The organism is Rhodohalobacter mucosus (assembly GCF_003150675.1).
Lineage (GTDB): Bacteria > Bacteroidota > Rhodothermia > Balneolales > Balneolaceae > Rhodohalobacter > Rhodohalobacter mucosus.
Map to the genome: position 1 here is coordinate 328,776 of NZ_QGGB01000005.1, position 22,008 is coordinate 350,783.

Genomic DNA, 22,008 nt, shown 5'->3' on the forward strand with positions numbered 1-22,008 from the left:
CAATATGGCGAATCTAGTCGGAAACATGCACGGTTAACGTTGATAAACCATTTTCAATTTCAGCAGAAACGGTGTCGCCTCCTATAACGGGGGAGACGCCCTCGGGTGTTCCCGTAAAGATGAGATCGCCCGGATAGAGGGTAAAACAGCCGGATAGATAGGATATGAGCTCTTCTGCTCTGAAGATCATATCGGAGGTTCTGCCGGACTGTCGCACGTCACCGTTTACCTCAACCCTGATTTCCATGTTCCCGAGATTGTGTTTTGCGGTATCATAGGGTACCAGGTTGCCCAGGGGGGCAAATGTGTTGAACCCCTTTGCAAGAGACCATGGCAATCCTTTTTTCTTGGCTTCAGACTGTACATCACGTGCAGTGATATCGAGGCCTACACCGAATCCTGCAATCGCTGAAAGGGCGTCATCTTTGTGAATATTTGAAACCTGTTTTCCGATCAGAAGCACCAGTTCCACTTCATGATGAACTTCACCCGACTGCTTCGGAATACGAACCGTTTCGCCTTCATGAATAATGCTGCTTCTGGGTTTCAGAAAAACCACCGGGGTTTCCGGTATGTCGCTGTTCATTTCTGCCGCATGCTTTGCGTAGTTTCTCCCGATACAATACAGGGTACCATACTGCATGCCGTGGAATCCCGGGATATCAAAGCTCATCGTGATGATTTTAGAGGGTTGTGGTTTGCAGGTTTTTGTAAAAGTAACAGATTGAACCCACAAAGGGAACAAAGGTGCAGAAACAAAAAAACCCCGGCAGAAGCTGCCGGGGTTGGTAAAATAATCGGATTAAATCAGATCAGAAGAGATTAAACCTCTTCGATAGAGACAAATTTTCTGCCGTTACCTTTTCTGCGGAAGGCTACCTTGCCGTCTGTAAGGGCAAAAAGTGTGTCGTCACCGCCGCGTCCTACGTTTTCGCCGGGATGAAACTTGGTTCCGCGCTGACGAACAATAATATTGCCTGCACGAACCACTTCACCGCCGTATTTTTTTACGCCGAGACGTTTTGATTCTGAATCACGTCCGTTTCTTGTTGATCCTTGACCTTTCTTATGTGCCATTGGGTTACCTCGTGGTCGTTAATTGCAGTTACGAAATTTTGTCAATTTTGAGCTGGGTAATGGGCTGACGGTGGCCGTTTTTAACCCTGTAGCCCTTTCTTCTCTTTTTCTTGAAAACGATCACTTTGTCTGTTTTCAGATGATCTACAACGGTTGCCTCTACTTTGGCACCTTCGACCATCGGCTTGCCAATTTTCACTTTTCCTTTTGCATCCTTGACAAGCAAAACGTCTTCAAGCGTAATTTTTTCTTCGCCTTCGGCGATTCGGTTAACAAAAACCGTATCATTTTCAGCCACTTTGTACTGATGCCCGCCGATTTTTACGATAGCGTACATAGAATATTAAACTCTTATTTGAGATTTTTTGATAGACTCCAAAGATAACGTATTTGAAGGAAATGTAAAACCCGGCTGATATAGTTTTTTTCAGTATTCTCTATTCGGACCTGCAGTGTATTCCAACAAAAATCATTTTCCTGTTTCTTCGAATGCAATGTTAATGTATTTTCATACGATTCCAATCCGCAATGATTACTTACAGAGCAATGAATAAATTACCGGATCTGCACAAAAAAGCATTCAAATACAAAAACCGGAAGAAATTGCAGCACGACGGCGGCCGTGCGTGGATTAAGGATTCCCAGCTTTTTGAGTCGCGAAAGGGTGTAAACGGTCACCTTGAAACCAAGAAAAAAAACTCATAAAGAGAGCCAGGGAAATTTTCTGTAATCGGGCTTCCGCTTCTCCAGAAAAGCATCCCTGCCTTCTTTCGCCTCATCCGTCATATAGGCCAGACGCGTGGCCTCTCCTGAAAAAACCTGCTGCCCCGTCATCCCGTCATCCACGAGGTTAAAGGCAAATTTGATCATTCTGATGGCTGTTGGGCTCTTGCCAAGGATTTCCCTTGCCCATTCGTAGGCCGTTTCCTCAAGCTCTTCATGAGTAACAGCAGCATTCACCATACCCATCTCCAGGGCTTCCTGAGCATTGTAGTTCCGTCCAAGGAAGAAAATTTCGCGGGCACGCTTCTGCCCAACCTGCCTGGCCAGCAGGGCAGACCCGTAACCTCCGTCAAAGCTGGCCACGTCAGCATCGGTTTGCTTGAATATCGCGTGCTCCCTGCTGGCCAGGGTCAAATCGCAAACCACATGCAGGCTGTGCCCGCCTCCAACAGCCCAGCCGGGTACAACACAAATGACCACTTTACTCATAAACCGGATGAGCCTCTGAATATCCAGAACATTCAGCCGCTGCACGCCATCAGGGCCCTGATATCCTTTGGCTCCGCGCACTTTCTGATCTCCGCCCGAGCAAAACGAGTAGACCCCGTCTTTTGCAGGGCCTTCACCCGACAACAGAACCACACCGATGGATGTATCTTCGCGTGCATCGATCAGCGCTTCCTCGAGTTCAAAAAGGGTTTGCGGACGAAATGCATTGCGTACTTCCGGCCGGTTAAATGCGATTCTCGCCACACCATCGCGTTTTTTGTAGGTGATATCCTGAAAATCTTTAACGGTTTTCCATTCAGACATGATAACGGGTCTCCAGTGTGTGTTTTATGATGTTTATAATTTCTTCGGGACAGTCTGCGTGTGCCCGGTGCCCGGCTTTTTGAACAATATGAAGAGAGCAATCATTGCAATTCTTCGACATGGCAGACATTCGGTGCACATATTTTCTATCCTGTTCACCCGCCATAAGATAGAGAGGCGACCGCAAGCGTTGCAACTGGTCACAGACGGAAGGCATGCTGCCGGTTCCGAATCCCCTCAGCGAGCAGGCGAGAAGTGCAGGGTCCTGCGCAAGCATGATGGTTCTGTAAACCTCTTTTTGATGATCCGGGGTTTGGGAAAAAAGAGGCAGGTCGAGCCACCTATCCACAAACGATTGAAAGTCTGTCTCGATTGACCGTGCTCTTTCTTCATCTTTCTGCCTTCGCAAAGCCCGCTGCTTTTCCGATTCAAGTCCGCAGTGGGAGCTTTCAATGAACAACCCGCTGAACAGGCCGGGATGCTTTACGGCAAGCTGAATCAGAAGCCTTCCGCCCATGCTGTACCCGTAACCGATCAGTTTTTCGAATCTGAACCTTGAAAGGACTGACCGGAGCTGGCTTACCTGCCGTGATGTTTTAAACAGTTCCGTTTTTGCGGGGGTTTTGGTGTGTCCGTGTCCGGCCAGGTCAATGAGGAGCGGGTTGCAATGATTTGAAAGCCTCTCAGCGAATTGTCGGAATGCGGCTCCGGACCCCATAAAGCCGTGCATCATCAACAGAACAGGTAAACGGCTGTCGTGATGCCGGTAATCAAGGTTATAACCAATTCCTTCAGAATATGCGATCATTTGTCCGGCAGGGATCCGAAATTCCAGAGCCGTTGCCGTATATCCATTGAGGCATCCGGGTCGGTTTTACATTCAATAATCAGCGCACCCTTGGGTGCTTTCTGCAGATCCAGTGAAAGCAGTGCGTCAGGAGTATCCACAAACTTGTAAGTGAGACCATGTGCTTGGGCCAAACGCTCAAACTGTACGTTTTGCGGAGTTTCAAAGTACTCTGTGTAATAATCGGAATACCGTGATACGGGCAGCATTCTGAAGATATTTCCCCCTTCGTTGTTCACTATAATAATGACAAACGGACGCTTCAGATCTCTGAGGGAGAGAAGTGCATTGGAATCGTGCAGACATGCAATATCCCCTGCAATACACGCGGTGGGTCGGTCCGAAGCAAGGTGGATACCAAGTGCCGTGGAAAGGATTCCGTCAATTCCTGCAGCTCCCCTGTTCACAAATTGATGTGGATCGGGACGGCCAAACAAGGCCATATCCCTCGGAATGAACGAGTTCGAAAGCATGACATTCCATTCTGACCTCAGTTTATTGGAAATAAATCGTATAACATGACCATCACTGAGCTTTTTTGGGTCAGACATCGTCCGCTCAAGTTCATTCTTGGCCGTCTTATCGATCTCTTTCCACTTCTCCAGCCAATTCATTTCGGTATTTCCGGCGGAGTAGGGGCCGGAAGGTAATTCAATCTGATCGTCAGGTGTGCAGAATATGCTGAAACTGGAGCTCATTGACTGATCCTGCGGCTGGATTCTTGACACAAAATGAATCACAGGGATCCCTTCTGTACCCCATGCATCGAACGCCGAGAGGAGTGATTTTGTAAAGGGCTGATCGCCGAAACGGATGATAAGATCCGGTTGGAGACTCTCAAGATGTTCCGGGTTTCGAAGGATCTGCTCAAAGCGATTAACGGTCAAAGATTCGTCTGCCTGCAGGGAGGCACCGGGTTCCATGAGCACCGGTGCACTCAGTGTGTGAATTACTTTTTGAAAGGTATTGCGAAGCGCATGATGCGGATTCGCAGGACCGGCTACAATCAGGGGTCGTTCTGCCTTTTGGATCAGACGATTGACTGTTTCGGGTAAATGTAAAGTCCGCCTTACGGAATCGGAATCGGAATCGGTGTTGGTGTCGCTCTTACGTTCGGGATGCCTGCTGTTCAGGGTCATCTCCGTCTTAATGTCATCCATTTCCGGTTCAAGCGGCTTTCTGAAGGGCAGGTTGATGTGTGCAGCACCTCCTGCACGGATCGATTCTTCAACCGCCTGGCGGGCCAGCCATGAAAGACGCTTCAGGTCCGCAGCGCCTCCGGACGGTTCACCCGCTTCGTGGAAAAATATGGCCTGATCTCCAAAAAGCTTGATCTGGTCGATGGTTTGTGAACTGCCTATGCCTCTGAGGATGGGAGGCCTGTCGGCAGTGAGCACGATAAGCGGAACACCCGATTGACGAGCCTCGATAACAGCCGGCATGTAGTTGGCGCCTGCCGTACCGGATGTGCAGATCAGTACAGCGGGGGTTCCGGTTGCCTTACCGATTCCAAGAGCCATAAATCCGGCCGATCGCTCATCAATCACGACATGTTTTTGAAAACCCTTGTGAATGGCAGCGGCCATGGCCAACGGGGTAGAGCGGGAGCCGGGCGACAGTACCATATGTCGGACACCCTTTTCATAGAGGGATCGAAACAGATGTGATGACCATTTCAGATGGCTGTTCATGGTACTCAGCTCTGTTAACCCGAGAGGGATTCAAGCATCGGTCTGAACTTCAGAATAGTCTCCTTCCACTCTTTTTCAGGATCCGAATCTGCTACAATTCCGCAGCCAGCATAGAGTACAGCACGGTTTTTATGCAGCAGTGCACTACGAATGGCGACGGCAAACTCTCCCCATCCGTTCAGATTGAACCACCCAATGGGAGCTGCATACCAGCCGCGGTCGAGCTGCTCAATGTCATAGATATGAGAGACGGCCTCGTCTCTGGGGAAGCCGCCGACAGCCGGTGTGGGGTGCATCTCACTGATCAGTTCATGAATCTGCACGCCTTTTTTAATAGAAGCGGAAATAGGTGTGAAGAGATGCTGAACGTTGTTCAGTTTCTTGATTTCGGGTTTTTTGGGATGGTTGATGCGCTTGCTGTACTTCTTCAGATTGTCATTGATGGCGCGTATAACAAACTCGTGCTCACTGCGGTCTTTTCTGCTCTTCATGAGTTTCTGGGCAAGTGCTGCATCTTCCAGGGCACTTTTACCCCGCGATGTGCTGCCTGCGAGACCTTCCGTCCTGAAAGTATTATTACGGAACGACGCCAGACGTTCGGGGGTGGCTCCCACAAAAGCGGTATCAGAATCTTTCTGAACCAGAAAATTGAAGCACTCAGGATATTTTTCGCGAAGCTTGTAAGTGATATGCGTAAAGACGGGTGAAGATTTTGATTCCACGGTGAGGGGTCTGGCCAATACAATCTTTTCAAACCGTTTTTCACGTATCATCTCTCTCGCCAGTTCCACTTTACGTATCCAGGCCTGATGTTCATCGGGCGACTGCAGCGTGCATAAAACTCCGGAATCCGTTGTTTCCGATTTGAGGTTACTCAGAACTTCTCCCGAGAGGTGGATGAATTCCGTTATTCTGCTGATGATCTGCTGATAAATATCATGGGGCTTTGAATTCTTCTTGTCAATGGTGAGCGTAAGCAGATGAAGATCCTCGCTTTTAACAAGCATCCATTCGGGCAGCACAAAGCGGGCTGCACCGAACTTTTTCCAGACCCGTCCGATATTGTGATTGTCAAACGAGTATCCACCCAGAAAAAGCGGACCCGCCATGGAGTGTCTTACCGCGGTATATGCGTCAATTTCTCCCTTAAGTCCGGCTGTTTGCTGAGCGATTTCTTCAAATCGGTCAATACCGGTAGCCTTCAGTTCGCGCACTTTTCCCGCAGCGGATATGGAGATTTTATTATCCGGGTGATCCCAGTAAAACTTCTCTTCATAATCCGGGTTGAGCTCCAGCGCGGCAAGCGGGTCGATAGGCGCTATGGGAAGTGTGACTGTAAGCAGGGGGGAAGGAGAATCACCAATCTGTTTGAGAAATTTGGTGAAATCCTGCGAGTCAATCGCTTCAATAAATTCTGTAGGGATGATATTTTCCGGAAATTCTGAATTCATAGATCAAATTGCATCTAAACTTTCAATGTTTTCAATATAAATTGAAAGTTTATCATTCCAAAACGATTTATGAGGCTATGTTATTGAAGGGCAACAGTCTCTAAAGAGGCAGATTTTCCGGGGATGCCATAAAAATCTGCTGTTATCTCTACTCCGCATCGTCAAACTGGCCCGTTTTAAACGGATTCCTGATCCCGTAATCTTCAGGATTATACTCAGCAAGCTCGTAATAATAGTCCCAGGCGAGTTCGCTTTGTCCTTTTTTATCAACCCAGTTGGGGTGGCTCTGTTTGATCAGGCCAACCACACGTTTGGCATAACGTATACGTTCATCCTGGTCTTCAATTCGGGGGATTGCGGCAATCATAAGATCCAGATTGTATCCGCAGTCGTAATCTTTCGGCTTATTCTGTTTGAGAAACATCGTACGAATTAAGATAAGGCAACCGGCTAAACCCAGTGCTGGAGAGTGCGCGGCTTATTTTTGCTGTAAGAATTAAATTACAGGTTTTTGAAGAGGAAAGTAAACCAAATTTCGGTCCCCCGGCAAGGGGGGCGGGTTGCACAGCGGCCTGCTAAAGAGTAATTGATATGCCTTCGGGTTCGGGCATCAAAAATTAGTATATTCCCGCAAAAAAAGAGCAGAACTGCTAAAAGCAACCATTATATGATTTACAATTCCATAATTGATGTGATAGGGAATACCCCGCTGGTACGTTTGCATCGTGTGACGGGTGACCTGAAACTGACAGTTGCCGCAAAGGTGGAGTACCTGAATCCGGGACAAAGTGTGAAAGACCGGATTGCGGTAAAAATGATAGACGATGCCGAACAGAAAGGCCTGCTTAAGCCCGGCGGAACGATTATTGAAGGCACATCCGGAAATACGGGCATGGGGCTGGCGCTGGTTGCAGCGGTACGCGGATACAAGTGTATTTTTACAACAACGGATAAGCAAAGCCAGGAGAAAATTGACCTGCTGCGCGCACTCGGTGCCAAAGTGGAAGTTTGTCCGACCAATGTGGCGCCCGATGATCCGAGGAGCTATTACTCGGTAGCCAAAAGGCTGAGCCGTGAGATCCCAAATTCATACTATCCGAATCAGTACGATAACCCGAGCAACTCAAGGGCGCATTATGAAACAACGGGGCCCGAAATATGGGAGCAGACGGAAGGCAGGGTTACGCACTATGTGGCGGGAATGGGCACCGGCGGCACCATCACAGGTGCATCCACATATCTGAAAGAGAAAAATCCCGACATACAGGTTGTGGGAGTGGACAGTGTGGGATCTGTTTACAAGAAGTATTTTGAAACCGGTGAGTTTGATGAAGATGAAATTAAACCCTACATCACCGAAGGCATTGGAGAGGATATCATTCCGGGCAACGTAAACATGGATCTGATCGATGCGGTGGTTCAGGTAGGCGACAAAGATGCGATGCAGATGACCCGCCGCCTTGCTAAAGAAGAAGGGCTGTTTATCGGCGGCTCATGCGGGGCTGCCGTTTTCGGGGCACTGCAGTATGCCCGAGAGCAGAATCTTGGAGAAAATGATGTGATGGTAGTGATTCTGCCCGACAGCGGTACGCGATATATTTCAAAAATATACAATGATAACTGGATGCGGGAGCACGGTTTTATGGAATGAGTTAAGCGATCGCCTGCCACGAAAACAGGCAGCAATCGATACCTTGCTCGAATATCGTGATCATGCAAAAATCTTAAACCCAAAAGAGGATTTCAGGATGAATCAGGAAAAACAGAAAAAAGCGAATCCTATCGAAATAGAGCTGAAGGAAGATGAGGCGACGGGTACCTATTCGAACCTGGTGATGATTACTCACTCACCGTCCGAATTTGTGTTCGATTTTATCTCAATGATGCCCGCCGTTCCAAAGGCAAAAGTGGTAAAAAGGCTGGTGCTTACACCCGATCATGCCAAGCGTCTGCTAAACGCACTGCAGGATAATATTCATAAATATGAATCGGAGCACGGACAGATAACTTCGAAAGAGAAGTTTGACATGCCTTTTAACTACAGGGGCCCCAAACCGGAAGCCTGATTCCGGTAAATAGCTCCTTTTGGGCTATTTTTTTGCCGCAATTAGCAATCCTGCGCCAAGCAGGAGAAATACCGCATGAGGAAACAGTGCAGCAAATTCGGGAGAAAGAGTGCCAGCGCTTCCGAAAGGTTCAAATATTTTCATCATGGAGAGGTAGATAAAGCTGACCGTCAGCCCGCTTGCAATATAAAATCCTTTCCCGCTTTTTCTGCGCTCGGTGGCAATGGCAAAACCGATCATGCATACAATGACGATAGACAAGGGGTACGACATCCTGCTGTAAAGCTGAACCTGCGGCATAGTGATTCCTGAAGCCCCGATTCGTTGAATGGATTCGATATAGTCAAGCGCCTGCGGATAGGTTAACTGATAGATGTCGGATGATCTTCGTTCCAGGTCGCGCGGAATAATGTTCAGTTCCAGCTCCTCGCGCTGTAATTGCCGCTCCTCAAATCCGGACTCCATGAAAATCTGTTCGCTTCCCCTGTCTATCATCCAGGTGGATGTGGAGTCGACCCAGTTGATGCGGTTTGCATTTACCACACGGTTGATCTCATCTTCCTGAAAAACAAGGTACACTACGGAGTACCCTGAATTGGAGTTCACATCGTAAAAATTGAAACTGACAATGGTGCTGTCGGAATCCTGACGGAAAATACCGCCCCGGTCTATCCGGTCGTTGGATCCCGAAAGATAGCTTCGCTCAAACTCGATCCGGTCAGCGTTTGATTCGGGTATGATAAATGCATCCATATAGCTGATGGTGGCGGCAACACACAGTCCGAAAAAAAGATAGGGAAGACTGAGCCTGTAGAGGCTGATTCCGGTTGATTTGATGGCTGTTATTTCTAGCCTTTCGGTCATCTGCACGGTAATAAAAAGACAGGCAACCAATACGGCCAGAGGTGAAACCAGACGCATCATTTCCGGTATGTAGTTCAGATAGTAGTCTTTCCAGATCTGGGCAAGTGTGGCGCCTTTATCAACAAAATCGTCACTGTTTTCAGAGAAGTCCACCAGGATGTAAATGCAGATCAACACCGCCATCACAAAAAAAGTGATAATGAAGAGCCTGAAAAAGATGTACCTGTCAATTTTATTGATCACGGCTCCAAAGATTGGTTAACCGGAAGGATGTGCTTACCCGGAGGGTGAGAAGCACTCCCGCGGTAAGCAATACAAGATTAACGGCCCACATGCCGGTCATCGGTGAAATAAGCAGTCTGTCGGCTAGTTTTTCGCCCTGAATGATGGAGATGAAAAAGAGAGTAAGGATCCCGGAACTGATCAGTGCAGCCACGCCAATATTACCGTTACGTGTAAGCATGCCGATAGGGGCACCCAAAAGCACAAAGAGGATACAGGCAAACGGAATGGAGAATTTTTTATGCACTTCAACAAGCAGTTCCGCAATCTTGAACGTGCGCCAGTTGTTATTGGTGTAGAAGCGGTCCAGATCTGCATGGTAGGAGTCCATAGCGTTGATCGCCCTGTTCAGAGAGTTGATCTGCAGGGTCGGGTTGAAGAGCTGATTCACGCTGTAGAACTCGGAATCATACACCCGGAGTGTATCCAGCTCCCGTGTCTCTCCAAGCGTCAGTGTACGGCCTACATCCGAAAATATCGGAATATCATCCGATTCGCTCACGTTTTCGGTAAAGGAACGGTATTCATTTTCTCTCTCGGTACGGAGCGAGTCGACCACCGCAAGCATGGCTTCGGTACTCATGGTGCGGTCCGTACGGCTCCTCTGATCCGGGTTTGACCGTGAAAAAGCAAGGTCGGAAAGGTCAAAGCTCATTCTGTAGCGATCAAAGAACGACCTCTCCACGGTTTCATCATCCCGGCGCTCGCCCGGCAGATATCGTAAAATGGATCCGTTTTCCAGAAAAAGAGACAGTGTAAACTGATCCGGGCTGTCGAGCCAGCCGCGTTCGGCCGACACCACCGCACGGTCGCGTCCGTCGGTTTCTGCCTGAAATACACGCACATCGATCAGGGAGTCTGTTTCAGCATCGATCTCTTTGATTAAAAAGGTATAGCCTTCCAGGTCCTGATAAAACGTGCTCTCCTGCAGATCGAATGCGGGTTTCTGCATCCGGATGTCGAGAAAAAGCGATCTCGCCTTGTGATTGGCCTCAGGCAGGATGAGATTGGAGAAATAGGCTGTAAAGGCGAAAAGCAGGGTGCCGGCAATCAATACGGGCAGGATCAGCTTGAAGGGATTGATACCCGCTGCCCGAACGGCGGTTAACTCATTCCATTCCGAAAACTTGCCGAATGCCATCAGCGTGGATACAAGAATGGCAACGGGTACCGCCAGAACAACCATGTAGGCCAGATTTGTAACAATCAGCTCCAGAACAATCATTATAGGCAGACCCTTTCCAACCAGTTTATCCACATGCAGCATAAGAAACTGCATCAGCAGGATAAACATCATGGTGAAAAAGCAGAAGAGAAAGGGTCCCAGGTGCTTTTTAAGTAGATCTTTTTGAACGCTGTTAAGCATGCACTGAATATAATGGCAAATGAGTTGGTTGTGAAACGTTTTTCAGCTATCCGGGTACACGAAGCCTGTTGCCGGTTGAGGCGGATCCGTTGCGTGTAGGATATCACAACAATTCTGCCTGAAACCGATTATTTTCGGCTTGAAATAGACCCGTTTCTGACTTTTAACATAAACGGGAATCATTTATTATTGAAACACCCATTTGAATATTACTCAACACCTTATTTTCCTATCGCATAAAACGCTACGACGACTTAGCCCGTAGAATCGACATACAGAAAGATCTCTGAAACGGTCTGTTACGGGAAAACAGTAACCGCACTGTACGCCTGTGCACACGACAATCCGCATTTATATACTGAAGGTGATGGGATGTTTAGCCTGTTTCGCCCTCGTGGGAGAACTGCATGCTCAGCAGAATGCGGAGCAGGCGGCCGACACCGTACGGACAGCGGAGTTTGACAGCGCCTTCAGAGCTCCGGATATAAAGCCGGTTACGCCGATCAGTCTCAAACCGATTCCGGCGCTCTATTTTATCACCCTTCCGGCCGAAAGGGTAGAAATCAGCACGCGTGCAGACGGCGGTTTTACGGTTGAGAAGCAGATAAGGGGGTACAGATCCGGTTACCCGACCAGCATGGATTTCTCCTCCTACGCAAGCCTGAAGCGTGAAGAAGCTCTGACAGAAAACTGGCAGTTTTTAATCCGTGAATCGCTCAGGCAGCAGACACGGCAGCGAGGCCTGCTCGATTTCAGCCTGGTGATTCCAGGGGGCAGGGAGTCGGCCTTTACCACCATTTTCGGTTCGCCGGAGGTAAACCTGAGGGTAAACGGCCTGGCGAATATGAATGTAGGCGCGTCGATACAAAAATCAGAAGATCCCGCCCTTCCGCCCGATCAGCAGACACGTATTGATCCTACATTTGACCAGAATCTGCAGCTGAATATTCAGGGAAGTATCGGCGACAAGCTAACCATCCAGACCGACTGGGACACCGAACGGCCATTTGAGTATCAAAACCGCCTCAGCATACTCTATGAAGGATACGAAGATGAAATTATAAAAAGCATTGAGCTGGGTAATGTTTCCATCAATACCGGAAACTCGCTGATACGGGGAAGCGGGTCGCTGTTTGGCGTCAAGTCGGTCGCCGAGCTGGGCTCACTGCGGCTTACGTCGGTTATTTCGCAGCAGGACGGTGAGAGCAATGTTGAAACCATCAGCGGAGGTTCGCAGGAGCAGCCCATTCGCATTCGTCCGGCCGAATATCATGACGACCGCCATTTTTTCCTTGATTTCTACACCCGGCAGGAGTTCGAAACCAGCATGGCCAATCCGCAGCAGCTTACCCAAACCCTTCCCATTGCGGATGTGGAAGTATGGGTGCTCAGGGAGAGCATAAAGGCGGATGAAGGAGCACGACTGGCCGTTGCGCTGGCCGATATTGGTGTCATTGAAAATCAGGACGGCACCTTTTCTGCGCCGAATAATGAACTGGATGCCTTTCCGGATGCGCTTCTCGATCAATTCAGGGATCCGCAGCTCGGGATATCGGCCGATGACCTTGGAATTGAGGATTCCCGCAACTTTGAGGAGGGATACTACACCCTTCTGAATGAGGGAACAGACTACACCATCAATAAAGTAACGGGCTTCATCTCTCTGAGACGATCGCTGGGAGCGCGTGAAGTGCTTGCCGTTGCTTTCAATTACCGCGGTTCGCAAAATGACATTATCGAAGTGGGTGAACTGAACCGGAGCGGCAACGACCGGATCTTTCTCAAGATGCTGCGTCCCGCCAATATCTCGACCGATAATGATCTTTTCCAGATCACGATGCGCAACATCTATTCGCTTGGCGTCAGCAACATCACCAGTGAATCACTGGAACTTGAACTGGAGTTTACGGAAGATAACATTGCGCGCGATCGTCTTCCGGGCCGGAATGCTACGCTTTTGCAGGATCTGGGTTTAGACAGGGTGGACACTCAGGGAGCACTGGAGCCGGACAACCAGCTCGATTTCGGAACAGGCACACTCGATGCACAGAACGGGCTGATTATTTTTCCGTACCTGGAACCGTTTGGTGAGCGGATTCGCAATATTCTGCAAGAGACTGCCGCTTCAGCAGAAGAGATAGATAGGCTCGCTTACGATGAGCTTTATGCCGAACGACAGAGAAATGCATCACAGAGCTCAAAAAACGGATTTTATAGAATTCGCGGAACCTCAAGAGGGGGGCTACAGGATAATTACAACCTTGGATTTGCCCTGGTGGAGGGATCTGTAAGGGTATTTGCAAACGGAACCGAACTGCAGGAGGATATTGACTATCAGGTGGATTATTCGTTCGGCACGATTACCATACTGAACGACCGCTACACGGCCGCAGGGCAGGATATCCAGATTGAATATGAGAATCAGGCGCTGACGTCCATTGAACAGAAAACGTTTACGGGGATTCGGGCCGAATATGAACTCATCCGCGGCTTTACGCTGGGGGGTACATTTTTTCGCTTTAGTGAACGTCCGCTGGATGACAAAATTGGAATCGGAGATGAGCCCATCAGCAATTCCGTAATCGGTTTTGATACCAATGCGCGGTTTGATGCTCCTTTTCTGACACGCGCCCTCGATTGGCTGCCGCTGTTTCAAACAAGGGAAAATTCTGAATTTACATTCAGCGGTGAAATTGCACAGCTTCGTCCCGGAGTAGCTGAAACCAGGGCTGTAAAACAGGCCATCCGGAATAATGAGCTCTTCCCCGACGAGGAGGACGGGCTCTCTTTTGTGGATGATTTTGAGGGGGCGGAGATCAAGATCACCTTGCTGAATGCTACGCGGTGGAACCTGGCTGCGGCGCCTGCAGCGGTTCCCGGGTATCCTGCTGATGCGGGTTTCTTTGAAGAGGAGGATTTTCCGGGTCAACCGATCAGCAACCAACAGTCGCGTATTGAACGGTCTGATCTGCGGTCCACGTTTTCATGGTACACCATTCCGCGAAATATCAGCAATATCCTGGGGGGTGTGGAATTTACGCCCGAGTCGGAGCCTGTGAGGGTAACGGATGTGTTTCCAGGCAGGGAGACGCAAAACCCGCAGGAGGAGATCATCAATACGCTCGACGTTTATTACGACCCCGGCCAGCGCGGGCAGTATAACTATAACCAGGACCTCCAGCAGCTGCTTGAGGTGGAACCCGAGCGCACCTGGGGAGGAATGACTGCTGTCATACCCTCCGGTCAGGAAGATTTCACCCAGAATAACATTGAATTTCTTGAGTTTTGGGTACAGCCCGTACTTCCCGGCGGTCAGCTGCCGGCTGCCTCTTCGATTGAGGACTATGATGGCCGCATGTATATCGATATCGGTCTGATTACAGAGGATGTGGTGCCGAATTCGAAGCTGAATACAGAAGATGGCCTGGCATTGAACCCGGATAATCTGATACTGGACAATACGGCCAACCCACGATCCGCGCTGCCCGCAAATCCGCCGCCGCCCGAGGGACAGTTTTCGAACGAAAACAGGGAACTGGAAGACGTGGGGTACGACGGCATGCCCAATGCAAACGGTGCGAACAACCTGGAAGAGCGAACCGTTTTTGAGGATTTCGTGGAACAGATGCGGGTTCAGTGGGGCGAGATAAGCTCTGTTTTTCAGCAGATTCAGGAGGATCCCTCAAATGATGATTACGCTTTTTACGGGGAGTCGCAGCTCGACGGGCTTCCCCTTCATGAGCGCTTTCACAGAATGCTCGGGTACGCAGACGGAAACACTCCCCTGGATCAAAGCGAACGCAGGGCGTCCACGAATCGCCCGGATACGGAGGGTCTGGTTAACCCGTCGACGGTAAGCCTCACAAACGCCTATTTTCAATATGAAGTGGCACTGAACCCGGCCGATGAAACACAGCTTCAGATCGGGGCACCCGGATCTTACATCGTTGACCGGGTACCCGGTTCCCGGCAGCAGGACCGATGGTATCTGGTCCGGATTCCCCTCGAAGAGTTTGAACGGCAGGTAGGCGATATCAGTGATTTTCAGAACATCACTTATATGAGAATGTGGTTGTCGGGTTATGAGAGGCCGTTTACCATGAGGTTTGCCTCACTGGAATTTGTTGGGAGCCAGTGGAGGCAGGACGAGCAGATCAACAACACACTTGACCCGAATGCGGACATCCGCATCAGTACCATCAACATTGAGGAAAATTCGAACAGAAGGCCGATTCCATACCGGCAGCCGGCCGGCGGTATCCGGGCCCAGAACCGGGGGTCGCAGCTGCAGTCGCTGCAGAATGAGCAGTCGATTGTTCTGCAAACCGAAAACCTGGGTCCCGGTGCCACACAGCTTGTAAAGCGTGTTTTTCCGGGCGGACTCAATTTACTGAACTACTCAAACATGAGAATGTTTGTGCACGGTGAAGGCTACCAGGAGCGGGGTGATGCAGAACTTGTGGTTCGGATCGGGAATGACCTTGAGAACAACTATTATGAATACCGTCAGCCGGTAACGCCTACAAATGAGAATTTTCCGTGGCAGCCGTTTGACCCGGCAAACAGCGGCCAGCTAGAACAGGAAGCAGAGGAGGTTTGGCTGTATGACCAGAACAGCATGAACATCGTGCTGTCCGCATTCAACCAGCTGAAGCAGCTGCGGGACCAGGAGAACGGCAATCAGTTTTCCGATATCTATGAGCGTTCCGACATTCTGGAGGATGCGGTACCGGGTGCGGTGGTTGCCATCAAGGGAAATCCTTCTCTGAGCCGTGTTTCAGAGGTTGGTCTTGGTATCCGCAACCCGTACGATCCCGATGACACGGACGGTCCCGGGGTTCCGGTACTGAGTGCGGAGATGTGGCTGAATGAGCTGCGCGTATCCGGTTTCGATAATGAAAAAGGCTGGGCGGCAAATGCAAAAACCACACTGAAGCTGGCGGATTTCGCCACGGTAAACGCAAATTTGTCTCGTCAAACGCAGGGATTCGGCTCGCTCGACTCCAGGCTGGGCCAGCGTTTGTTCAGCAATGAGCTGGCTTACGACATCAATACGGCAGTTAACCTTCACAGCCTGTTGCCGCAAAGGTACGGCTGGTCCATACCCGTCAGCTTTACGGCACGGAGTTCATCGTCCATTCCCAAATATCTTCCCAACCAGGGGGACATTCGCTTTTCTGATTTTGAACAGGCTGTAAGAAACAGGGGAGATTTGAGTGAAGCTGAACAGGACAGGCTGATTGACCGTGTTACAAGAGAGATAGAAACCTATTCGAAGAGCTATTCGCTGAATTTGTCGAACATGACCAAGGAGAACTCTCAAAATTCACTTGCCAGGTATACGCTCGACAATACCACCATCAATTATGTCTACAATACAACCGACAGCCGGAATCCGGAGTATCGATTTCAGGACAACTGGAATTACAGCGCGTCTGTAAGATACAATCTCAATTTCCGGTCGGTAAAATTTATCAGGCCGCTGGGTTTTCTGGGGGGTGTGCCTCTGTTGTCCCCATTGGGCGGGCTTCAGCTGGGAATTATGCCAAATAACCTTACCACGTCGGCCAGCACCCGCAGAAGTTACGAGGAGAGACTGAGGCGCCTGCAGCAGGGGCAGACCCTTCTTCCAAGGCAGCAGACACACAATTTCACATACGATACCAACCTGGGCATCGGGTACAACCTGACACCTTCCATATCAACGAGCTTTCAGACCCAGAATGTTTTCGACCTTACCAGGGTCTCCGTGAGTAATGCAGGCCTAAGCGGACCCGACAGCACCGCGTTTACCCCCGATCCGTCTCTGGATGTATTTTCAGGTCTGCTTACAGGTGATATTTCGCCCCGGAAAAGCAACTATAATGAAAACTATACAGCCAACTGGCAGCCCCGCTTCAGCAATATCGGTTCTTTGAACTGGCTTACCTATACCGCCCGGTATGCGGGTGGGTTCAGGTGGGAAAATTCACCGTTTGGATCCAATCTCGGATCCCGCATTTCCAACAGCTTCAGGCTCGATCATACGTTCCGAATGGACACCCAAAACCTGTTTCGCCGACTGCCGTTTTACAGGAAGGCGGAGGAAGCGGATCAGCGCGAGCGCAGGGAGCGTCAGGCGGCACGGTCGGATGAGAACGGGGAAGCTGAGGGGTTTTCGGCCGGTGAGACGGCTTCGTACATCGGCCGCAGATTTGTGCTTGCACTCTTCAGTATGAGAAGTATCGATATCAGCTACAATGATTCAAAAACAGCAGCTCAGTCGGGTTTTGACGGTGGTTCCAGGTTTTTTGACATGTTCGGCGGAGATACCTATTCGCCGGGTTTTGGATACAGAATCGGTATTCAGGAGAGAATATCGCGCGACAGACTGATCGCGAATCCGGACGGACTGTCATCGATTCAGCTGCCTTCCAGCAACACCTTTTCAGATAATTTCGGGGTTACCACGCGCCTCAATCCGTTCAACAATTTTTCTGTTGACCTCAACTGGCAGTCACAGTGGGATGAAAGAACCAGCGAACTTGTGTCGTTGGCGGCCGACAACTCCATAACAACCGTCAGAAGTGCATCGGGCAACATCAGCTCGAGCGTCTGGGCGTTCGGCAGCGGCTACGAGTCGCTCTTCCGTAATCAGCTGCAGGCCGCTTTCGATGATATGAGTGCAACTGAAAACCTGATTACCACGGGCGGCGATGAAACGACCGTACTGAACAGCGTTCGGCTTCAGCGGGATTTCAGGAACGCCTACCTGGGAGGCTCATCCTCCGTGGGAGAGAAAAACTTTACTCCCATACCGCTGCCGAACTGGAGAATCAACTGGACCGGCGTGGAGGGACTATTCCCGTTCATTGGCCAATACATGCAGCGTGCCACGCTGACCCACTCCTATACGGGGCTTTACCGGATCGGGTGGAATCTGAATAACAATCCCGGTGAACTGATCACGCGCCGTCTGGGTGCCTATACGATTGAGGATCTGAGGCCTGAATTCGATCCCAGTTCCGTGAACATCGAAAAGCGGTTTGCCCCACTGATTCAGCTGAACGTGACCTGGGAGAACGGTCTGAGAACGCAGATCGGCTATGAAACCAGCAACATCACCAGCCTGGCCATGTCGAACTCACAGGTTGCCGAACGCATCTCCAGAGGGCTTAGAATGCAGATCGCCTACACGCTCCGCAATTTCCGCATACCGCTGTTTAAACGGCTGACAAACAACGTAGATCTGAGCCTGACCGGCAACTATGTGGAAGATACCGAACAGCGTTTCCTGCTGGATGCGGATCTGGAGCGCGCGCTGCTGGAGGACGCGACGGTGATTGACCGCGATCCCGGCGCCTACGATTTCAATCCGCGTCCGCCTACGGGACAGACCCGCATCAACGGGGAGTTTCTGATCGGGTACCGTTTTTCCAATACGCTGACCGCCAATTTTACATACGGATTCAGCCAGATCCTGCCCAAATCGTCGAGCACCTTCAAGCGAACCACGCACGATATCCGTTTCAACATCCGGATTAACATTCAGTCGTCGTAGGGCAGTGAGGTAATCACAAAAAGGAGATACAGATATCATGACACCACAATTCAGAAACCTGGTTTTTGAGGGCGGCGGGGTGAAGGGGATCGCCTGTATTGGAGCGATGAGAGTACTCGACAGCCACGGGTACCTGGAACACATCACGCGCGTGGGCGGAACGAGTGCAGGGGCGATCAATGCCATGATTTATGCACTCGGTTACACCATGGACGAACAGGAGGAAATCCTGAACCGAACCGACTTTAACAGCTTTATGGACGACTCATTCGGAATCTTCAGGGATCTCTGGCGTGTATGGCGCCGGTTTGGATGGAACCGAGGGGATGCGTTTATGGAGTGGGCCGGGAAACTGATTGAGCGAAAACTGGGTAAACGGAACGCCACATTCGATGATCTGAAACGTGCTGGTCGCCCGGATCTCTATATGATCGGAACCAATCTCTCTTCCGGTTACGCGGAGGTCTTTTCACATGAGCGTCATCCTGATATGCCGCTGGTGGAGGCGGTGCGTATCAGCATGTCCATTCCGCTCTTCTTTACCGCCCGCAGGCTGGGGGAGAGAGAGGATGTGTTTGTGGACGGAGGGGTGATACGGAACTACCCGGTGAAACTGTTCGACCGGATGAAGTACATTGATATGGACAGGGAGCCGGGAGCCTGCCGCCATACCAACTATTACGATGAGGAAAACGATATTTTTCTGAGAAAACGACCCGGACGCAGCCCGTATGTTTACAACCGCCAGACCCTCGGAATGCGGCTGGATACCAAAGAGGAGATCGGACTGTTCAGATACAATGAACCTCTGAAGGGGAGTCCTGTTCAGGCTTTTAAATCGTATGTGAAAGCCCTGATGGGTGCCCTGATGCAGGTTCAGGAAAATGTGCACCTGCACAGTGACGACTGGCAGCGCACGCTCTACATCAATACGCTTGATGTAGAGACCACGGATTTTGACCTGCCGGATGAAAAGAAAAGTGCTTTGACGGAGCAGGGAAGAATAGGCGCGGAGGCCTATTTCGAATGGTTTCATAATCCGGATGAAGACCCGGTCTGCAGAATCTGATCAGCCTTCTTTGTACATCCTGTCAACAATCACCATATGCGGAAGGGTGAGTACGGATATCAGGATAAACATGAGTGATAAAAACTGCTCATCAAGCCCGAAAGCGTGATTAATGCCTGCCAGAAAACCAAGGCCTGCAATGGACACCGCTGTAAAGGGCAGAGCTTTTTTATAGAAGCCCGGAACCGTCAGGTTTTTCCCGCGGGATTTGAAAAAATCGCGCATCTCATTGATATGGCCCGCCGAATGCCACAGTGCAAAGTAGAGGGCAAAACCAATCAGCGGTCCCGTAATCATAAGAACGAGAATCAGCAGGATGCTGTCGCCCGCCAGCTGGAGGGGATTGTCAAATTTACCCGCGAACACTCCTGCAGCCACGATCAGAAGATAGGCTCCGATAATTCCGGCAACGGCAAGCTGCGGATCCGGCATCAGCGCGGAAAATTGCTCCAAATCAACAGACATCGCTTCCGCCATGATCGGGTAGGTCGCGGCCGGATCCGAAAAAATGATCAGGCCGATTATCATACAGCCTCTTGCCAGGTACCACGCCATTCGTCCGGAGCGTTCAGCGGAAAACTCCTCCATGTCAGCCTGCCCGAAATGATAGATGGAGATCACAAGGAAAAGAGCCATCCCTGCAACCGGCGCCAAAAACCAGAGAAGGCCCACCGCAAGCATAATAAGCAGGTAACTTGCATAAAATTTCAGATGTTCCACCCACGACTGGTTGAGTCCGTACAGCTCTGCAGCCATCACATGATCAATTGCTCCGTGGGGGATGCCGATCAGAAAAACCGAAGCCAGAACGGCCCAAAGGGCAAGATTGCCGGATGAACCGGGGAGAAATAGAGCCGCCGCGATAAATCCCAGTGAAACCGCGATAGTGAGAATGTTCAGTATGCTCGATTGATGCCGCATGGTGCAGACGTCAGGCTCCGGTTAAAATTCTCTGTTTCGTGTTCCATATCGCCCGGAAAAAGGGCATGTAGGGCAGTGAGGCAAATATCGCCACTTCCTGGTGGAGGGAAGTCTTTTCTTCAAGAAACTGAAGAATACGGTCGAACGTATTCCTTTTGAATAATTCACGGAATATTTTGACACTGATGCCGGGATGCGTCTCCAGAATATGCAAGAGCATCATGTCATATACCCTGAACCGGTACCCGGACGCCTGGTCAAGGACGGGCTTTTGGTTCTTCTCAAGTGCCTCCAGGATGTCTGCGGATTGACGGTGTATACGTGTAAAGGTGTACCCTGTGGAAGGCTTTGTAAGTCCGCCAACCGTACCTGTATTGAAAACCCTGTCGCACCATTCAGTTGAATACCGGCGGTCTTCCATCGGGATTACGCCTTTCTCCTTGCGCCTGATGGTGTAATCGTCTTCCTGAAGGTGATATACATTTTTCAGGTACGTCCGTATGCCTCTCTCATACTGTTCATCTGTAAGCAGGGACGGACTGAACAGCGTATGTTCAATCAGGACCTTCTTTTCCGTAAACGGAAGCAAATACATGAAAGCCACACCGTTGTCCTGGTCGATATCAAAATCCATCAGGGTGGCCTTTTCGGGGTCGAACAGGGGGGTATTGGTTTCTATTTCCCAACCCAGAAAATGCTGCATGAGAGAGATATCCACCCTTGCCCGGTCGAATCCGGGAGGCTTCAGCGCACTCTGAAATATCCACGTTGCCGAGTAGGTACCTTTTTCGGTTTCCATCAGGGCACCTTCGTTCTTGCTGCTGAAGCCTTTAATACCCGTTTCCAGAAGCGTGACATTGTTGCGGGCCCCGGCAAGATTTAAAATTCTCTCTGCGTAATCAACGCTTCGCATGCAGTGGTATTTGTGATGTTTCAGCTCACCGGAAAAGAGCTGACCGTGTGCCTTAACTTCAAGCCGGTTCCATGTGTGGTGTACAAGATCGGAAAAGGGCATGGATTCGGTATCCCAAAAACACCAGGTTTTATCATTCGACGGTGTAAGGGATAGGTCGGCAACCAGAATGGAGGTGTTGCGGATCTGTTCACTGCGGGAATTAAGCAGATGCCAAAGCAGGCTGAGTCCTGCAGCACCTGCACCTGCAATAATGATATCGTAGTCCGCAGTTTTTTGCATGGTTCGTCTGTGTTAAAAAAGCTCCATCACATTCGTGGAACGCAATGGAGCCTTACCCTAAAGACAGCCTCAAACGGCTGGTAGCCTGCACTCGCAGACTCCA

General features: G+C 50.1%; 16 protein-coding genes and 1 pseudogene. 5 read left to right on the top strand and 12 right to left on the bottom strand.

The annotated features are described in order from the left end of the window. Positions 1-13: 13 nt before the first annotated feature. From DDZ15_RS06925 to rplU, 3 genes are all read right to left on the bottom strand, one after another. Positions 14-673 carry a fumarylacetoacetate hydrolase family protein gene (locus DDZ15_RS06925; protein ID WP_109646346.1) on the bottom strand — a complete coding sequence of 220 codons (660 nt, stop codon included), beginning with the start codon at positions 671-673 and terminating at the stop codon, positions 14-16. A gap of 149 nt (positions 674-822) precedes the next feature. Further along, complete coding sequence (rpmA, locus tag DDZ15_RS06930) at positions 823-1,077, bottom strand: 50S ribosomal protein L27 (protein WP_109646347.1); 255 nt, start codon at positions 1,075-1,077, stop codon at positions 823-825. Positions 1,078-1,105: 28 nt separating this feature from the next. Continuing rightward, positions 1,106-1,414, bottom strand: coding sequence for a 50S ribosomal protein L21 (rplU, locus tag DDZ15_RS06935; RefSeq protein WP_109646348.1), 309 nt, complete (start codon positions 1,412-1,414; stop codon positions 1,106-1,108). A gap of 209 nt (positions 1,415-1,623) precedes the next feature. On the opposite strand from rplU, the gene DDZ15_RS16695 reads away from it, so the two are divergent. Beyond that, positions 1,624-1,782: a hypothetical protein gene (locus tag DDZ15_RS16695; protein WP_158278641.1), complete on the top strand. Its 159-nt coding sequence runs from the start codon at positions 1,624-1,626 to the stop codon at positions 1,780-1,782. On the opposite strand, the gene DDZ15_RS06940 is transcribed toward DDZ15_RS16695, so the two are convergent. From DDZ15_RS06940 to DDZ15_RS06960, 5 genes are all read right to left on the bottom strand, one after another. Continuing rightward, positions 1,777-2,613 carry a 1,4-dihydroxy-2-naphthoyl-CoA synthase gene (locus DDZ15_RS06940; protein WP_109646349.1) on the bottom strand — a complete coding sequence of 279 codons (837 nt, stop codon included), beginning with the start codon at positions 2,611-2,613 and terminating at the stop codon, positions 1,777-1,779. The genes DDZ15_RS16695 and DDZ15_RS06940 overlap by 6 nt on opposite strands. After that, entirely contained in the window at positions 2,606-3,421 is an 816-nt protein-coding gene (gene menH, locus DDZ15_RS06945; RefSeq protein ID WP_109646350.1) for a 2-succinyl-6-hydroxy-2,4-cyclohexadiene-1-carboxylate synthase, read from the bottom strand. Before menH ends, DDZ15_RS06940 begins: the two co-directional genes overlap by 8 nt. Next, positions 3,418-5,151, bottom strand: coding sequence for a 2-succinyl-5-enolpyruvyl-6-hydroxy-3-cyclohexene-1-carboxylic-acid synthase (gene menD, locus DDZ15_RS06950; RefSeq protein ID WP_109646351.1), 1,734 nt, complete (start codon positions 5,149-5,151; stop codon positions 3,418-3,420). The genes menH and menD overlap by 4 nt, the downstream gene beginning before the upstream one ends. A 14-nt stretch (positions 5,152-5,165) precedes the next feature. After that, positions 5,166-6,602 carry an isochorismate synthase gene (locus tag DDZ15_RS06955; protein WP_109646352.1) on the bottom strand — a complete coding sequence of 479 codons (1,437 nt, stop codon included), beginning with the start codon at positions 6,600-6,602 and terminating at the stop codon, positions 5,166-5,168. A gap of 148 nt (positions 6,603-6,750) precedes the next feature. Continuing rightward, on the bottom strand, positions 6,751-7,026 hold the full coding sequence (locus DDZ15_RS06960; protein WP_109646353.1) for a DUF4290 domain-containing protein: 276 nt from the start codon (positions 7,024-7,026) through the stop codon (positions 6,751-6,753). Between the two features lie 243 nt (positions 7,027-7,269). Between DDZ15_RS06960 and DDZ15_RS06965 the strand changes: the two are divergent. Both DDZ15_RS06965 and DDZ15_RS06970 read left to right on the top strand, forming a co-directional pair. Then, positions 7,270-8,250 (top strand): annotated as a pseudogene (locus tag DDZ15_RS06965) (PLP-dependent cysteine synthase family protein); the annotation flags it as partial. 100 nt (positions 8,251-8,350) lie between these two features. Next, a complete protein-coding gene (locus DDZ15_RS06970; protein WP_109646513.1) occupies positions 8,351-8,668 on the top strand; it encodes a DUF3467 domain-containing protein in 318 nt (105 codons plus the stop codon). A 24-nt stretch (positions 8,669-8,692) separates the two neighbouring features. Here DDZ15_RS06970 and DDZ15_RS06975 read toward each other — a convergent pair whose 3' ends face one another. Both DDZ15_RS06975 and DDZ15_RS06980 read right to left on the bottom strand, forming a co-directional pair. Further along, positions 8,693-9,775, bottom strand: a complete 1,083-nt coding sequence (locus DDZ15_RS06975) for an LptF/LptG family permease (RefSeq protein ID WP_109646355.1) — start codon at positions 9,773-9,775, stop codon at positions 8,693-8,695. Beyond that, positions 9,765-11,180 (bottom strand): LptF/LptG family permease, encoded by a 1,416-nt coding sequence (locus DDZ15_RS06980; protein WP_242978918.1) that lies wholly within the window; start codon positions 11,178-11,180, stop codon positions 9,765-9,767. Before DDZ15_RS06980 ends, DDZ15_RS06975 begins: the two co-directional genes overlap by 11 nt. 331 nt (positions 11,181-11,511) lie before the next feature. Here DDZ15_RS06980 and sov point away from each other — a divergent pair, with 331 nt between their 5' ends. Both sov and DDZ15_RS06990 read left to right on the top strand, forming a co-directional pair. Further along, entirely contained in the window at positions 11,512-18,720 is a 7,209-nt protein-coding gene (sov, locus tag DDZ15_RS06985; protein ID WP_146198535.1) for a T9SS outer membrane translocon Sov/SprA, read from the top strand. A gap of 37 nt (positions 18,721-18,757) precedes the next feature. Then, a complete protein-coding gene (locus tag DDZ15_RS06990) occupies positions 18,758-19,789 on the top strand; it encodes a patatin-like phospholipase family protein (RefSeq protein WP_109646358.1) in 1,032 nt (343 codons plus the stop codon). Here DDZ15_RS06990 and DDZ15_RS06995 read toward each other — a convergent pair whose 3' ends face one another. Together DDZ15_RS06995 and DDZ15_RS07000 are read right to left on the bottom strand one after the other, a co-directional pair. Continuing rightward, entirely contained in the window at positions 19,790-20,710 is a 921-nt protein-coding gene (locus DDZ15_RS06995) for a Brp/Blh family beta-carotene 15,15'-dioxygenase (RefSeq protein WP_109646359.1), read from the bottom strand. It abuts the gene before it with no gap. A 10-nt stretch (positions 20,711-20,720) separates the two neighbouring features. Continuing rightward, positions 20,721-21,905 carry a lycopene cyclase family protein gene (locus DDZ15_RS07000; RefSeq protein WP_109646360.1) on the bottom strand — a complete coding sequence of 395 codons (1,185 nt, stop codon included), beginning with the start codon at positions 21,903-21,905 and terminating at the stop codon, positions 20,721-20,723. Positions 21,906-22,008 lie beyond the last annotated feature (103 nt).

What these genes read in the sequence shown, in the direction of transcription:
- DDZ15_RS06925 (WP_109646346.1), bottom strand. Translation starts at nt 673, where the DNA reads ATGAGCTTTGATATCCCGGGATTCCACGGCATGCAGTATGGTACCCTG.
- rpmA (WP_109646347.1), bottom strand. Translation starts at nt 1,077, where the DNA reads ATGGCACATAAGAAAGGTCAAGGATCAACAAGAAACGGACGTGATTCA.
- rplU (WP_109646348.1), bottom strand. Translation starts at nt 1,414, where the DNA reads ATGTACGCTATCGTAAAAATCGGCGGGCATCAGTACAAAGTGGCTGAA.
- DDZ15_RS16695 (WP_158278641.1), top strand. Translation starts at nt 1,624, where the DNA reads ATGAATAAATTACCGGATCTGCACAAAAAAGCATTCAAATACAAAAAC.
- DDZ15_RS06940 (WP_109646349.1), bottom strand. Translation starts at nt 2,613, where the DNA reads ATGTCTGAATGGAAAACCGTTAAAGATTTTCAGGATATCACCTACAAA.
- menH (WP_109646350.1), bottom strand. Translation starts at nt 3,421, where the DNA reads ATGATCGCATATTCTGAAGGAATTGGTTATAACCTTGATTACCGGCAT.
- menD (WP_109646351.1), bottom strand. Translation starts at nt 5,151, where the DNA reads ATGAACAGCCATCTGAAATGGTCATCACATCTGTTTCGATCCCTCTAT.
- DDZ15_RS06955 (WP_109646352.1), bottom strand. Translation starts at nt 6,602, where the DNA reads ATGAATTCAGAATTTCCGGAAAATATCATCCCTACAGAATTTATTGAA.
- DDZ15_RS06960 (WP_109646353.1), bottom strand. Translation starts at nt 7,026, where the DNA reads ATGTTTCTCAAACAGAATAAGCCGAAAGATTACGACTGCGGATACAAT.
- DDZ15_RS06970 (WP_109646513.1), top strand. Translation starts at nt 8,351, where the DNA reads ATGAATCAGGAAAAACAGAAAAAAGCGAATCCTATCGAAATAGAGCTG.
- DDZ15_RS06980 (WP_242978918.1), bottom strand. Translation starts at nt 11,180, where the DNA reads ATGCTTAACAGCGTTCAAAAAGATCTACTTAAAAAGCACCTGGGACCC.
- DDZ15_RS06990 (WP_109646358.1), top strand. Translation starts at nt 18,758, where the DNA reads ATGACACCACAATTCAGAAACCTGGTTTTTGAGGGCGGCGGGGTGAAG.
- DDZ15_RS06995 (WP_109646359.1), bottom strand. Translation starts at nt 20,710, where the DNA reads ATGCGGCATCAATCGAGCATACTGAACATTCTCACTATCGCGGTTTCA.
- DDZ15_RS07000 (WP_109646360.1), bottom strand. Translation starts at nt 21,905, where the DNA reads ATGCAAAAAACTGCGGACTACGATATCATTATTGCAGGTGCAGGTGCT.